This is a genomic window from Paenibacillus sp. FSL M7-0134, from assembly GCF_038007865.1.
GTDB lineage: Bacteria > Bacillota > Bacilli > Paenibacillales > Paenibacillaceae > Paenibacillus > Paenibacillus polymyxa_B.
This window is the reverse complement of sequence record NZ_JBBOXV010000001.1, coordinates 1127501-1142166: the sequence shown is the minus strand read 5'-3', so window position 1 is coordinate 1142166 and position 14666 is coordinate 1127501. Positions and strand designations below refer to the sequence as shown.

The following is a 14666-nucleotide window of genomic DNA, read 5'->3' as shown; positions in this document are numbered from 1 at the left end:
TTCTATATAGTTGTCTATTCTTTGACAAAATAATTCCTTATTTCGGCAGGAAGCCTGTCTTTTACCGCGTTCAATTTATTCTGGGGAAAATACATATGATATTTTCCTCGGTGAATACCACTTATTGAGCGCACAATTTCCGAAACTTCGGATATTTCACTCACCTCGCCCTGACGTCCAAGCAGTAAAATCTGGTTGTCCGTCGAGCCACCCTGCCGAAACACATCATAAGGAAGATCTGTCGGAAAATCAATTTCAAAATCATATTCAGGGTGCAAACCAGCCTCTTTCAAAGCTTCTCTAATACTGTCAATGGTATCTGTATCCATATTTTCAATCTCTACATATTTATACAATCTACGGTCCATAAAACGGCTGCTCAAATCACTTAAAATCTCGTCCTTTTCTCGTTTCCACTGGCTAAATACGGTCTGGATTAATGACTCGTCGAGCATCAGATATTGCTCTACTGTAAGCTCTCCTTTCAACAGATCCGGCAGCGGGTCCAGCAGAAAACCAAACTCATATCCGTTTTTAAACAATTCCTTTGCTCGCTTGAAAATTTTACGTAAAAGGATTTCCGAGCTGCGTGTTACAGGATGAAAATAAATTTGCCAATACATCTGATAGCGTGACATTAAATAATCTTCTACTGCATGCATGCCTGATTCCTTCACAACAATTCTCCCATTATGAGGACGCAGCAGTCGTAAAATACGATCCAAATCAATCGTGCCGTAGTTGACACCTGTTGAATGAGCATCCCGCAACAAATAATCCATACGGTCGGCATCTAGCGGACTGGTTACCAAGTTGACAACGATTGGCTTATCATACGTTTTGGCTATAACCGCAGCCACCTTTTGTGGAAGCTTGTCGTCGACTTGCCGTAGCACGGCGTTGATCTTCGTGTCTCCCAGTACAATGCGGCATGTCCAATCCTCATGGTTCATATGAAAGGCTTCCTCAATTGAATGAGAAAATGGGCCATGCCCCACATCATGCAATAGGGCCGCACACAGAGCAACCAGCCTTTCCTCCTTCGGCCAATCTGGGAAATCTCCACGTTCAAATTGAGAAATAATACGTCTCGTAATCTCATATACGCCCAATGAATGTGAAAAACGGCTATGCTCCGCTCCATGAAACGTAAGATACGATGTGCCTAACTGCCGTATGCGCCGTAAACGTTGGAACTCCGGCGTGTTGATCAACCGCCATATCACAGTATCCTGAACATGGATGTAATTATGTACCGGGTCTTTAAAAACTTTTTCTTCACTGAGTGGCTGGTGCAAGATATCAGCTCCTTTAATATTCGGAATAATGGATTAAAATACAATAAAATCCTAAATGATTTCCTTCATTCGACATTCTTTGTCGTAATATGTCGAATTATAGTTTTTCGACATTTCCAAATCGACAAACTGAATAAATCATCAATAAGATAAGGCAATACACATGAGTAAAGGTCTTTAATCTAAATACTTTTGCATAATCAGACTGTTACTACATTTTTAAGGTTGACTGTTTTGGGAATCGTTGGTATAGTAAATATCAGAAAAGAGAAAATTTTGTCGAATCATGACACTTATATTATTTTAAACGGCGAGAGGAGCCTGATTTATTATGATGAAATCCACTGGTATTGTAAGAAAAGTTGACGAGCTCGGACGTGTTGTTATTCCAATCGAATTGCGTCGTACCCTGGGAATCGGAGAGAAAGACGCTTTGGAAATTTATGTTGATGGCGAACGCATCATGCTTAAAAAATACGAGCCTGCTTGTATCTTCTGCGGCAATGCTGAGAACGTAATTTACTTCAAAGGGAAAATTGTTTGCCAAGATTGCATTTCTGAAATCCCAACACCTGTGACAAACTGAGAATTTTAGTATATAATAGACTTATCAGATATTGTTAATTCTAACCTTTTTCATATATACTCCTTGTTGCCTTCCACGGTTTGAACCCAACCGTTGGAAGGCCCTTTTTTGTTCAGACAGATATTCATAAGAGTGCGTTGTAAACATCTCTCTTGGAGATTGAACGATCTGTGGCTGTACGCTTCATTGCATCCTTGCGTGTAAGTCCCTCTGCCTCGTAATGTGCGACGTGGGACTCCAAAGATAAGGACTGCCACCACGCCTGACGTTCCTGTTCCTCTTCCTCTTCGTCTTTTCCTTCAACCACCAGGCAATATTCACCAATCGGTGGATTTCCCTCTAGTCTAGCAAGGCATTGCTCCACGGTTCCCCGAACCCATTCCTCATGCAGCTTGGTCAGCTCACGCGCAAGCACCACTTTGCGTGAACCTAATGTTTCCTTCAACACCATCAATGTCTTCACAATGCGATGAGGCGATTCATAAAAAATAATTGTGCCGTGAGATACCTGAAACGATAGCAACAGCTTCTCTAGGTCCTTTTTCTCCCGTGGTGGAAAGCCAGCGAAGGTGAACCTTTCTGTATCCAGTCCTGAAGCAATTAAAGCCGATAGTGCCGCATTTGCTCCTGGGATAGGAATGACGCTAATTTCCGCTTCCAGTGCCAGCTTGACCAGATCCGAACCAGGGTCAGAAATGGCCGGTAGACCTGCATCGCTAACCAGTGCCAAATTTTTTCCTTCTATTATATAACGTATCAGTTCAGGCCCACTGGCAGCCTTATTATGTTCATGATAACTGAAGAGCATATCCGGTGTAATTTCGAAATGGGTGAGCAGTTTGCGTGTCTGCCGCGTATCTTCGGCAGCGATAATACTACATGATTTTAAGGTGTTAATCGCCCTAAAGGTCATATCGTCCAGATTCCCAATGGGTGTTGCAACAAGATACAACTTTCCCCGTTCTTCTTCGCTGGTACTAAAGCTTTTTTGTACAGCTGCTTTCACACAGAATCCCCCTTGCTTACTTCTCCATAAATATCTCTTATTTCCTGAGTATAATTCCCATTTTCCTGATATACAATGAGCGGAGGCAACAGACGAACCTCTGGTTTGCCGTCACGTAATGCTTCAACCAGTACCATATTGGCTTCCATATGAACTCGTGGGTGTACAAAACGTATTCGTTTGGGTTCCAGACTATGATTACGCATTAAGGTTATAATCTCACCCAATCGCTGCGGGCGATGAACCATGGATACTTTTCCCCCATTACGGACAAGCCGGGTGGATGCCTGAATGACTTCTTCCAGTGTACAGTTCACTTCATGACGGGCAATTGCCTGGTGAGGATTCAGCTTGATATCGCTACCATTTAGCGGCATATAGGGGGGATTCACGGTAATCGCATCATAAACACCATGTCCCGTGATGTGAACCAGCTCACGTAGGTCCCCTTCCCGAATCTGAATTGCTGCTTCTAATCCATTCAAGCTGACACTGCGTCTAGCCATATCTGCCAAGCGTGGTTGAATCTCAATTCCTTCAATAGACGCTTTTGTTCGTGTCGTTAGCAACAGCGGGACAACCCCATTGCCAGTACACAGATCCAGGATCTTTCCACGCTGTGGAATACCAGCAAAACGTGCCAGCAAGACCGCGTCCATCGAGAAGCTGAATACTTCATCACTTTGGATAATGCGCAAATTATGTGAAAGTAAATCATCAATTCGTTCAGACTTCTTTTCATTTTCGTCCATAATGCTCTCCCATCTTTTATAACCAAAATCGCTTTTCACTCATACTTCCTTACAAAAAAGCCGTAGGCATCTTGCTCCTACGGCTTGTTTTTATTTATTCAAAAATGACAGACAGAAGAGGCAATCGCCTTCCGTTCGCAAATGTCCGTAATACACGTTGCATATATGAAATCCTTCATGATACAGCCTTGCTAGATTGTCGTAGCCTTCGCCCACGACCTCACCCGTTTGCCCTTCATCCTTAATGACGATCGGAGGAGGAAGCTTCGGCTTGTTTGCCGTCTTTTCTTCTCCAGAGGTTTCACGTTTGAGCATCTTGCGCACCTGTTCGTTTTCAATCGTTAGTCGTTGATTTTCCTCCAGCAGCTCTTTTACTGCCAGTTTCAATTCACCCAGATCGCTATGCAACTGTCCCATTTGGGTTTCCATTTCGTGAATACGCGCAAAAACATTTAATTTATCCAAGTTTCCACCCCGAAGCAACCTAATGGTTTACTTGACGACTACATCGTCCATTGGAAGTTCCTTGACCTTACTGATCTCAAACAGTTGAACATGCACCGTGCGATGACCTGCATTCACACCTACGACTTTACCTTCTCCCAAAGAGGTGATAACCATCTTACCCACCTGAGGTAGCTCTTCTCGCATGCTTTCGTAGTTATCATGTTCAAACTTGAGGCAGCACATCAATCTCCCGCACAACCCGGAAATCTTCGTCGGATTCAGCGACAAACTCTGATCCTTCGCCATCTTAATAGATACCGGCTCAAAATCCCCCAGCCATGAGGAGCAACACAGAATACGTCCACAAGGTCCGATTCCGCCAAGCATTTTAGCCTCATCCCGTACGCCGATCTGCCGCAGCTCGATCCGTGTACGAAAAATACTGGCCAAGTCCTTTACAAGCTCTCGAAAATCCACCCGACCCTCTGCCGTAAAATAAAAAATGATCTTATTGCGGTCAAATGTAAATTCTACATCTACCAGCTTCATTTTAAGGCCATGGTCTTTAATTTTATTTAAACACGTGCCGAATGCATCCTTGGCCGCCAATTTATTCTCTTCTACAACAAGAGCGTCATCATCCCCAGCAATACGAATGACTTTTTTTAAGGGCAGGACAACATCCGAATCATTTACCTCTTTTTTGCCCACTACAACCTTGCCATATTCAATACCGCGCGCGGTCTCTACAATGACACAGTTTTCTTTCTCCACTGGAAGGTCCAGCGGATCAAAATAATAAGTCTTGCCCGCCTTCTTGAAACGGACACCCACTACACTATACAAAAATTAACCCCCTTGTATGCCACTAAACCTCATTTGAAGCCGACATTGTACGAATGGCCGCAATTGAAGTCTCACTGTCGCACAAACCGGGAACCTGGCGTCGCGGATTGTGCAGAGTGGAACAAGCGCGCCTTCCTGTTAGCCGGTGATAGAACCGCTTGTATCGGACAACCCAATCAGAAGCTGCTCCACGCATAATTGCCCGTTGACGTGAAAACGGAGCTTCTTCCTGCAATTCGCGGCCAAATCCATATAAGAGACCCATTGTTCCGTGCTGCGGGTGATTGCCAATTTGGAGACGGACTCCAAATGATCTATGAAAACAATGCTTTCGTGCCTTCCGTAACGGAAATGAAGCATATCCTTAAACCACAAATGAAACAGATGAAACAGATGAAACAGAATATCCAGGTGTTCAGAAAGTCCAGTTTTAAAAATCTTCTGTTGAGCCAGAATAATAGACGAGCTCCCCCGACTCATGGACTCCTTCACTAATTGTAACACTACGTTTCTAATTTCTGCAAACCAATTCTGCTGGAGAATTTCTCTACATGATTCCAGTCCTGAAGCAATATGAACGACCGACCGGACAAGCCCTGCCGTATAGCCTTCCCCAATTAACGCCTGCATCATCACTTCTGGCTGTAAAGCGTGGAAAGGAACCTGCTGCGTCCGTGATTGAATCGTAGGTAGCAACGCCTGTCCATTTTCAGAAATGAGTATACCGACCACTGGAATCTGGGGCTCCTCCAAAAATTTAAGTAGGCTATTAGCAGCTTGCACTGTCATGGTATCCGCCTGTCGAATAATATATACCTTCGGATTGGAGCTTTCAGATTTGTAAGAAAATATACGTTGAAGCCCGCGAATCTGATCAATTTTAATCGTAGCTCCATCCGGCTCTACAATGTGCAAATCTGGATGATTCCCGTGCTCTACCTTACGGCACGACAAGCACTCCCCACATGCATCATCCGTCTGTCGCTCACAAAATAAAGCCTTAGCAAAGATCTGCGCCATGTTCATCTGCCCGCTTCCCGGCGGCCCGCTAAAAACATAGGCATGGTTGACCGTATGATTCCGTAGTGCACTTTGCAGCATTTTTTTGGCTACATCCTGGCCCATTATATGTTGAAAAGACATATTTCCTCACTTTCTCCACTGAAAACAACTGTGATCCCTCAGCAAACCGTTGTTCTTCCGGGCAAACTTTGTTGCTATTTTCATGATTCCAACTTCAAATCCTCGTTTTTCGGGGCAACTGCTGCTATTTCCGTATCACGTCTGCCCACATATACATAGTCAAAAATAATCTGCCAGCATGATCAGCAAGCAGATTATTTCTTCGTGGCAACAGCCCGTCTGTATTCATTTATAACATAAGTCTGCATTAAAATGAGAGATTAATCAGCAATCCTCTGATCTCACCGACCCCTTGCAAAAGCTCAATCTTGCCTTGTTCAGTTTCAAGCAGCTCATCCGCCATTTTGAGCAACAGCTCATCCACTTCATCAATCAGCTTATAACGTTTGCTGCGTCCCCGGCGATCCCAACCCTTTGTGTCCTTCATGGACACGCCTCGCCGAACTGTATCTTCCAAAAAACGTTTAACCAGCATCTTATAAGCCTTCAACTCACGAATCGTCATTGAACGTGCAAGACGATCTCCCTGCATTTGTATTTCCTTAAAGCGCCGATTCAATTCCTCCTGCGAAGCCTGCTCCCCATTTTGCTGCATAACGTCGGAGAAGCTCTTGGGCTGAATTGGCTTTGCACTCATTTCATTTGTAGACAATGTACTTTGTAAAGGGCGATAGCCCGGATTTATTTTCATATAAACCTGCTTTCTCCCCGGATGCTTCCACTTTCCCCCTTCATGAACAGTTCAAACTAGAACTCGGGGTTTCTTCGGCTTTCCGGGGACTACGCTGTAGCGCTGCCGTTTTAGTGGATCTGCCCTCACTCCCATCATGTGAGAAGATACAGGCGATTCCCCTATCATATCGGCAGAATAGGCCCTATTGTGTAGATTCAGAAATGCTCGAAACGGTCTACAGGCATCACGAATACCGTCGCTCCACCCACCTGCACTTCAACAGGTAACGGTAAATAGGAATCCGTCGTCCCGCTCATAGGGGTAACGGGTGTGACCAGCTGTTCACGAACCTTGCAACTGCTGCGAATGACGTTCATTAATGAGTCCACCTGATTGTCATCAACACCGATCATAAATGTCGTATTACCTGCACGCAGAAATCCTCCTGTGCTCGCCAATTTGGTAGCACGGAAATTAGCTTTCACCAGTCCGCTGGATAATCTATTACTGTCCTTATCCTGTACAATCGCAATAATCAGCTTCATCCTGTATTCCTCCTTCAAGTCATATTAGAGACAACCTTGTCCCTAGCTCAATTTTACCGTATATCCTTCGACAATTATATGCTAAAATTCTGAACAAACCGCTTTTTCAGCAAATCCCTCAATACTTGCTCCACCTGCTCTGGCGCCGGAGATGCATCAACAATTGTAATTCGCTCCGGAAATTTGCGAGCCAACTCCAAATATGCCTCTCGCACCTTATGGTGAAACGATATACTCTCCATGTCGAGACGGTCCATTTCTGCTCCTCGTGACGCATTAATTCTTGCCAATCCCAATTCAGGCTCAATATCCAGATAAAATGTGGCATCCGGCTCCCAATCATCAACCGCGAAGCGATTAATTGAAGCTACCTCTTCAATTCCGATCCCTCTTGCAAATCCTTGATAGACCAAGCTACTATCCACAAAACGATCACATAATACGATAGCTCCCTGTTCAATAGCCGGCTTTACCTTCTCCACCAAATGCTGACGCCGCGCCGCCGCGTATAAAAGTGCCTCTGTTCGAGCATCCATACTGGTATGAGCAGGGTCCAAAATGATAGAGCGAATCTTTTCGGAAATTTCGATGCCACCCGGCTCCCTCGTCGTGATGACTGGATAGCCTTCTTCCTCCATAAACTTCGCCAGCCGTTGAATCATAGTTGTTTTACCGGAGCCGTCTCCCCCCTCCAGTGTGATAAAAATGCCTTTGCGATTCATGTTATTCCCTGCTTTCCTGCCTGAAAAATAAAAGTCACCCACAGGCTACGTATGCTTCTTTTATTCAGTCTTCTGTATTTGTTAAGTCTCTAGTATCTAATCTTTATTGTAAACGGAATACCCGAATTGTAAGCATACCTTCATCTGCTATCCCGTGCCACTTGGCTCCCAGCTCACGTAGACGACTCATCCGCAGTGCAATCGCTTCTGTGATTGTTTCTCCTGTATATAACAGCGGAATACCTGGAGGATACGGGATAATCATTTCAGCCGCTACCCTGCCAGCGGAATCCTCTACAGACACGTTCTCTATCTGATCCGGGCTAATCGGTCGAAGTCCAAACGGCACCGGACTAGAGTATCCCTTCATTCTATCATTGTTCCACGTGGAAAAATCTAATTCGAGTCTTTGCAGCTCTTTTTCCGTTGCCCCCGGCTCACCAGCCGTCTCCTTAAATCTTATATCATTATCTATATGCACAAGAGCCTGCAACAGGTGACTCGCATCCTTAGGCGTAGAGCCTAACGTAAACAATAAAACAACATGTTTTTCGTCGCTCATCTCTGGAGTACATCCATAAGTCTCCAACTCATGCTTGAGTCCAAACCCATCCAGTATCCCCCATGTATCATACAGCACCAATTTAAAAGGGTCCTGGGTTGAATATCCGCTTATTCCCTCCTCAGCCCTTTCTAGGACCTCAGAGATTCCCCTGTGAGCGCCTTTCCCCTCTAGTACCTGCTGTGTAGGTTCTAGCAAGCGAAAGCGTGGGAGCTGCTCCAGGCCCTTTCTAAAAGCATCTGCCGACGCTAAGCCCACTGTAAAAGCATCCGCTCCATACGCCTCTATATACCATCTTGCCAAATCCAGTGAAGCCATTAACGGATAAGAAGGGCTAGAGCTCTGCACCATCGCCAACCGCTGACGAAGCAGTTCCCGATGGATTCTCTCTCCCTGCACATGTAACATGGCCCCCATGGTCATGGCTGGAAGCATTTTATGTGTCGACTGGACGACTACATCAGCCCCGCAGGATAGCGCAGAGGCTGGCAAACGAGGATGCAGCCCATAATGGGCACCGTGTGCCTCATCTACCAATAGCGGCACATGGGCTGCATGACAGGCCTTAGCCGTTGCCGTCAGGTCATGCCCCATTCCATAGTAATTAGGTAGTGTAAGTAACACCCCTTTAGCCGAAGGATAGGCCTTCAGTGCAGCCTTTATTGTATCCGTCGTTGGGGCAACCGCCAGTCCGCTTAGTGTGTCTATTTCCGGATCCAGGAATACCGCGTTAGCCCCTGACAGCATGAGACCGTTCAGGACAGATTTGTGTACATTCCTCTGTACCAGCAGTAGATCTCCCGGCTCCGTACATACAGTTAAAATCATAGCCAAATTACCGACCGTGCTTCCTCCAATTAGCCAAAAGCTCTCCTCAGCACCAAAGCACTTTGCAGCCAGTCCCTGCCCTTCACGAATCACATCTTCTGGGTGATGCAAATCATCCAGTCCAGAAATTTCTGTCGCATCAATAGACATCACTTCTTGCAACAGAGACGCAATATTTTCATGCTCATATACTTGTCCATTTTTATGACCGGGTACATGGAAAGAAGCATTGCCCTGAGTCCGGTAACGTATTAGAGCTTCCATTAATGGTGCATGTACCGCCTTTTTCCCCATCATTCTGCAATCCTTCCAAACAAAGCTTTATATCTACCTTATTTTATCGTAAAATCAAGCGGAATCCTACTTTTACTCACAGAAAAAAAGGCCCGTATCGACAGACCTTGGAATGCCAATCCTTCAAAGACTAATTAGCAAAGGATATTATGCATTTTTCTGTACCCAGATTTGCTTTAATTGATCAATAAAAAAATGATATTTGGCATCAGTTGCATCCGTGTGCACCATTTCAGCTTCACACGTATCACAGATAAACTCGGAAACGATAAAAATGCCTTCATGCTTGTGCTGCCCGCATATAATGCAGCGGTGGCCGCCTTGATCATGCATATCCATCCCACCTTGTTTCTTTTACTATTAGTATGGGGCACTTTCTACTATTTTAAACCTTTTCATAGCCCAGTTCGACGATATACTCTATATATATTCCTTCTGGGCCATTATGGTGTTTGTACCCCGTATGTTTAAAAAACAGCCGTCTATGCCGATATAATAAGAAAAGCTCTTATGTATGGATACCCTTTCATCGGAGCCCTTGAACACTTCATCAGTGATAGCTTTTCCAGTAATTATAGAGTAGGCTAGCTAACACTGGATGTTGATCATTCTGTATTTCTACAAAAACGATTAAATGCTTATTTAAAGCGGCATGAGCGAAGTACCGTCCCTTTTTCCGGCTGTGGACGGGAAGCCACTTGTGATGCAGTAGATTAATGAAAGGACTGTTCGCATGACAGAGGAAACCGGAACCAAAGCTACCTACTATCACTACAAGCTCATTAAAAAAATCAGTATACCGCGTCAACTAATATGGAGTCACATCACATTACCTATTATTATGCTTCTCTTTCTGCTTCTTGCCTTTTCCTGGACTAGCGTGTTTTTGTTTGCTCTTGCCTTTTTCCTAACCTTATGGGTACACTTCGTAATCTCACGATCTGTCCTATACATCGGTGGCGGAACATCCTTCCGCAAACGCTGGGCATTCCATCGTAAATTACCTTGGCTAGGCTATATGACAGACCAGTATATAGGCTATAGCATCTTTCGTCGTGTGCACATACATACCCTCTGGATCGGTATCTGCTTATCAGCCGTATTCATTCTCTGGTCTCCACCAGCCTTTACTGTATCCTTACTCTTCTGGCATCTATGGCTTATTGCACCGCGTCTATACATCCTCAGTCGGCTTACAGGCGAGAGAAAAGACGGCATGTTGAAGTTTACCGATGAAGATGCCTCATATTATCAACAGTAAATCTAACCACTCATTATCTGTACAGATAGAAAATTCAGGTCTGAACTAACCTACACCCATATAGACCGAAGCAATAAAAAAGGAGCAACCTCAACCGGTTACTCCTTTTTTCGTGACTTAACAACTATAATCGTTATATTCGCTTATCAAGTAAACTTTTCCTCATCATTATCCTCGTTATTCATGTAGAGCATTTGATCAACATGCAAATATATAAAAGGAAGCCACTCCCTACTCAACGGCAGTTCTGAGTGCTTCCCCATATCCGATCTCTTCATTCATCATTATACACAGCATACAATACGCTATGAGTTTACTAAAAATATGATCTACAATAAATCCTATGCTGCTTACTCGGTTGAAAACCGTGTTCCTAATTAAGATCCACGCTTTTGCTCTTCACAACAGCCTTTCTGTCTTTTGGAACCAATACAGTAAAAGAACCATCATGCACAGATAAATGCACCATGTGTTTATTTTTCTGAAACACCTTCTGATTCGAGGTGGATAAATTCGGTTCCTCAGTCCAGCCCCAAGCTGCAATCTCCTCTAGATAAGGAGCAGGTAGACTATCACTTTCCTTCAATGCTGGCAGTGCATAGCGAACATAGTCCATGTCCGAATTACTGCTGGCCCGATCGGTTTTACTAGCTTCTTTGGGAACCGGAAACGTCTTCTCATTGGCAGCACCCTCAAACGATGTCCAAGAAGGCTCCTCCTCCACGCACCCGGTAAGAATCGCGACAGCGACACTGAATAGCACCAATAGAGCAAGCCATTTATTTCGCCGCATGATCTTCCCTCCTTACCAGCCTGATTGACTATACAAAATCCTATGATGGAGTTTGCATAATTCTGCAATAATGCAGCGTGTGTGTATGGGATTCAATACCTATATTATACAGGGTTTACTCTTACATTCCGTAACAAAAATGTTACCTTCCTTTTGTAAGGATATTTCTAAAGTATACGTATATGCAAAAAAGAGGACCATAATCTCAATGAGATCATGGTCCTCTTTACTTGTTGCTTGGCGACGTCCTACTCTCCCAGGACCCTGCGGTCCAAGTACCATCGGCGCTGGAGGGCTTAACGGTCGTGTTCGGGATGGGTACGTGTGGAACCCCTCCGCTATCGCCACCAAACATGAATTTACATCGTAAATTCTATCGTACGGTTATTCGGTTCATCACATATCGTGTGAATGAATAGCCACGCGCTTGTCGTATGTCACTTGTACATACCTTCAAGGTTACACCCTGAAAACTGGATCCGAAACTTATTTGCGTTTTATTTAGGATAAGCCCTCGACCGATTAGTATTGGTCAGCTCCATGCATTACTGCACTTCCACCCCCAACCTATCTACCTCGTCGTCTTCAAGGGGTCTTACTAATTGGGAAATCTCATCTTGAGGGGGGCTTCACGCTTAGATGCTTTCAGCGCTTATCCCTTCCGTACATAGCTACCCAGCGGTGCTCCTGGCGGAACAACTGGTACACCAGCGGTACGTCCATCCCGGTCCTCTCGTACTAAGGACAGCTCCTCTCAAATTTCCTACGCCCACGACAGATAGGGACCGAACTGTCTCACGACGTTCTGAACCCAGCTCGCGTACCGCTTTAATGGGCGAACAGCCCAACCCTTGGGACCTACTTCAGCCCCAGGATGCGATGAGCCGACATCGAGGTGCCAAACCTCCCCGTCGATGTGGACTCTTGGGGGAGATAAGCCTGTTATCCCCAGGGTAGCTTTTATCCGTTGAGCGATGGCCCTTCCATGCGGTACCACCGGATCACTAAGCCCGACTTTCGTCCCTGCTCGACTTGTAGGTCTCGCAGTCAAGCTCCCTTCTGCCTTTGCACTCTTCGAATGATTTCCAACCATTCTGAGGGAACCTTGGGGCGCCTCCGTTACTCTTTAGGAGGCGACCGCCCCAGTCAAACTGCCCACCTGACACTGTCCTCGCACCGGATCACGGTACCAAGTTAGAACCTAGATACGATCAGGGTGGTATCCCAAGGATGCCTCCCTTCAAGCTGGCGCTCAAAGTTCTACGGCTCCCACCTATCCTGTACAGATCGTACCCAAATTCAATATCAAGCTGCAGTAAAGCTCCATGGGGTCTTTCCGTCTTGTCGCGGGTAACCTGCATCTTCACAGGTATTAAAATTTCACCGGATCTCTCGTTGAGACAGCGCCCAAGTCGTTACGCCATTCGTGCGGGTCAGAATTTACCTGACAAGGAATTTCGCTACCTTAGGACCGTTATAGTTACGGCCGCCGTTTACTGGGGCTTCGGTTCATAGCTTCGCCCGAAGGCTTACCACTCCCCTTAACCTTCCAGCACCGGGCAGGCGTCAGCCCGTATACTTCGCCTTGCGGCTTCGCACAGACCTGTGTTTTTGCTAAACAGTCGCTTGGGCCTTTTCACTGCGGCCCCCTCGGGCTATTCACCCTACCGAGGCACCCCTTCTCCCGAAGTTACGGGGTCATTTTGCCGAGTTCCTTAACGAGAGTTCTTCCGCGCGCCTTAGAATTCTCTTCTCGCCTACCTGTGTCGGTTTGCGGTACGGGCACCTTCTCCTGGCTAGAGGCTTTTCTTGGCAGTCTGAGATCATGACCTTCGCTACTACAATTTTCGCTCCCCATCACAGCCCAGCCTTAACGATGTGCGGATTTGCCTACACACCAGCCTCACTGCTTAGACGGACATCCATCAGTCCGCGTCACTACCCTACTGCGTCACCCCATTGCTCATAACGGATTACGGTGGTACAGGAATTTCGACCTGTTGTCCTTCGACTACGCCTATCGGCCTCGCCTTAGGTCCCGACTTACCCTGAGCGGACGAACCTTCCTCAGGAACCCTTAGGCTTTCGGCGGATCTGATTCTCACAGATCTTTTCGTTACTCATACCGGCATTCTCACTTGAATGCAGTCCAGCGCTCCTTACGGTACACCTTCAACCCGCATTCAACGCTCCCCTACCCCTGATGCATTGCATCAAGCCATAGCTTCGGTGGTGTGTTTAGCCCCGTTACATTTTCGGCGCAGAGTCACTCGACCAGTGAGCTATTACGCACTCTTTCAATGGTGGCTGCTTCTAAGCCAACATCCTGGTTGTCTGTGCAACTCCACATCCTTTCCCACTTAACACACACTTGGGGACCTTAGCTGATGGTCTGGGCTGTTTCCCTTTCGACAATGGATCTTAGCACTCACTGTCTGACTCCCGGAACTAAATCTATGGCATTCGGAGTTTGACTGAGCTTGGTAACCCTTGCGGGCCCCGCACCCAATCAGTGCTCTACCTCCACGATTCTTTTTTCCGAGGCTAGCCCTAAAGCTATTTCGGGGAGAACCAGCTATCTCCGGGTTCGATTGGAATTTCTCCGCTACCCCCACCTCATCCCCGCATTTTTCAACATGCGTGGGTTCGGGCCTCCAGTGCGTGTTACCGCACCTTCACCCTGGACAGGGGTAGATCACCCGGTTTCGGGTCTACGTCCACGTACTCATTCGCCCTATTCAGACTCGCTTTCGCTGCGGCTTCAGCTCTTCACCTTAACCTTGCACGGGAACGTAACTCGCCGGTTCATTCTACAAAAGGCACGCCATCACCCATAGATCGGGCTCTGACTTCTTGTAAGCACACGGTTTCAGGATCTATTTCACTCCCCTTCCGGGGTGCTTTTCACCT

General features: G+C 46.1%; 14 protein-coding genes and 2 rRNA genes (1 of these 16 cut by a window edge). 2 read left to right on the top strand and 14 right to left on the bottom strand.

What is annotated here, in order from left to right; genetic code table 11:
* Nucleotides 1-14: 14 nt before the first annotated feature.
* Nucleotides 15-1298, bottom strand: a complete 1284-nt coding sequence (locus NSQ58_RS05020) for an HD domain-containing protein (RefSeq protein ID WP_023986428.1) — start codon at nt 1296-1298, stop codon at nt 15-17.
* 331 nt (nt 1299-1629) lie between these two features.
* Between NSQ58_RS05020 and NSQ58_RS05015 the strand changes: the two genes are divergently transcribed.
* Nucleotides 1630-1884 (top strand): AbrB/MazE/SpoVT family DNA-binding domain-containing protein, encoded by a 255-nt coding sequence (locus NSQ58_RS05015; protein ID WP_007428005.1) that lies wholly within the window; start codon nt 1630-1632, stop codon nt 1882-1884.
* 124 nt (nt 1885-2008) lie between these two features.
* Here the strand turns inward: NSQ58_RS05015 and rsmI are convergent, their stop codons facing one another.
* The 10 genes from rsmI to NSQ58_RS04965 all read right to left on the bottom strand — a co-directional run bounded on the left by rsmI (nt 2009) and on the right by NSQ58_RS04965 (nt 10035).
* The gene (gene rsmI, locus NSQ58_RS05010) at nt 2009-2890 is read right to left on the bottom strand and encodes a 16S rRNA (cytidine(1402)-2'-O)-methyltransferase (RefSeq protein WP_023986427.1); all 882 of its coding nucleotides are present in this window, start codon (nt 2888-2890) and stop codon (nt 2009-2011) included.
* Nucleotides 2887-3642 (bottom strand): tRNA1(Val) (adenine(37)-N6)-methyltransferase, encoded by a 756-nt coding sequence (locus NSQ58_RS05005; protein WP_023986426.1) that lies wholly within the window; start codon nt 3640-3642, stop codon nt 2887-2889. Before NSQ58_RS05005 ends, rsmI begins: the two co-directional genes overlap by 4 nt.
* A gap of 90 nt (nt 3643-3732) precedes the next feature.
* Nucleotides 3733-4107 carry a DNA replication initiation control protein YabA gene (gene yabA, locus NSQ58_RS05000; RefSeq protein WP_025722558.1) on the bottom strand — a complete coding sequence of 125 codons (375 nt, stop codon included), beginning with the start codon at nt 4105-4107 and terminating at the stop codon, nt 3733-3735.
* Between the two features lie 27 nt (nt 4108-4134).
* The gene (locus NSQ58_RS04995) at nt 4135-4935 is read right to left on the bottom strand and encodes a PSP1 domain-containing protein (RefSeq protein WP_013308110.1); all 801 of its coding nucleotides are present in this window, start codon (nt 4933-4935) and stop codon (nt 4135-4137) included.
* 138 nt (nt 4936-5073) lie between these two features.
* Entirely contained in the window at nt 5074-6078 is a 1005-nt protein-coding gene (gene holB, locus NSQ58_RS04990) for a DNA polymerase III subunit delta' (protein WP_341056974.1), read from the bottom strand.
* 247 nt (nt 6079-6325) lie between these two features.
* Nucleotides 6326-6769, bottom strand: coding sequence for a YaaR family protein (locus NSQ58_RS04985; protein WP_013308108.1), 444 nt, complete (start codon nt 6767-6769; stop codon nt 6326-6328).
* Nucleotides 6770-6966: 197 nt separating this feature from the next.
* Entirely contained in the window at nt 6967-7296 is a 330-nt protein-coding gene (locus NSQ58_RS04980; protein WP_007427998.1) for a cyclic-di-AMP receptor, read from the bottom strand.
* A gap of 74 nt (nt 7297-7370) precedes the next feature.
* On the bottom strand, nt 7371-8018 hold the full coding sequence (gene tmk / locus NSQ58_RS04975; RefSeq protein ID WP_068938708.1) for a dTMP kinase: 648 nt from the start codon (nt 8016-8018) through the stop codon (nt 7371-7373).
* 103 nt (nt 8019-8121) lie between these two features.
* Nucleotides 8122-9705, bottom strand: coding sequence for an aminotransferase class I/II-fold pyridoxal phosphate-dependent enzyme (locus tag NSQ58_RS04970; RefSeq protein WP_069079940.1), 1584 nt, complete (start codon nt 9703-9705; stop codon nt 8122-8124).
* A 144-nt stretch (nt 9706-9849) separates the two neighbouring features.
* Nucleotides 9850-10035 carry a sigma factor G inhibitor Gin gene (locus tag NSQ58_RS04965; protein ID WP_023986422.1) on the bottom strand — a complete coding sequence of 62 codons (186 nt, stop codon included), beginning with the start codon at nt 10033-10035 and terminating at the stop codon, nt 9850-9852.
* 400 nt (nt 10036-10435) lie between these two features.
* Between NSQ58_RS04965 and NSQ58_RS04960 the strand changes: the two genes are divergently transcribed.
* Entirely contained in the window at nt 10436-10963 is a 528-nt protein-coding gene (locus NSQ58_RS04960; RefSeq protein WP_023986421.1) for a hypothetical protein, read from the top strand.
* A 373-nt stretch (nt 10964-11336) separates the two neighbouring features.
* Here the strand turns inward: NSQ58_RS04960 and NSQ58_RS04955 are convergent, their stop codons facing one another.
* The 3 genes from NSQ58_RS04955 to NSQ58_RS04945 form a co-directional block, all read right to left on the bottom strand.
* Nucleotides 11337-11756, bottom strand: coding sequence for a hypothetical protein (locus tag NSQ58_RS04955; RefSeq protein WP_013308104.1), 420 nt, complete (start codon nt 11754-11756; stop codon nt 11337-11339).
* A 235-nt stretch (nt 11757-11991) separates the two neighbouring features.
* Nucleotides 11992-12108, bottom strand: a 5S ribosomal RNA gene (gene rrf / locus NSQ58_RS04950).
* Nucleotides 12109-12258: 150 nt separating this feature from the next.
* Nucleotides 12259-14666: ribosomal RNA gene (locus NSQ58_RS04945) — 23S ribosomal RNA — on the bottom strand; it runs 519 nt beyond the window's last position.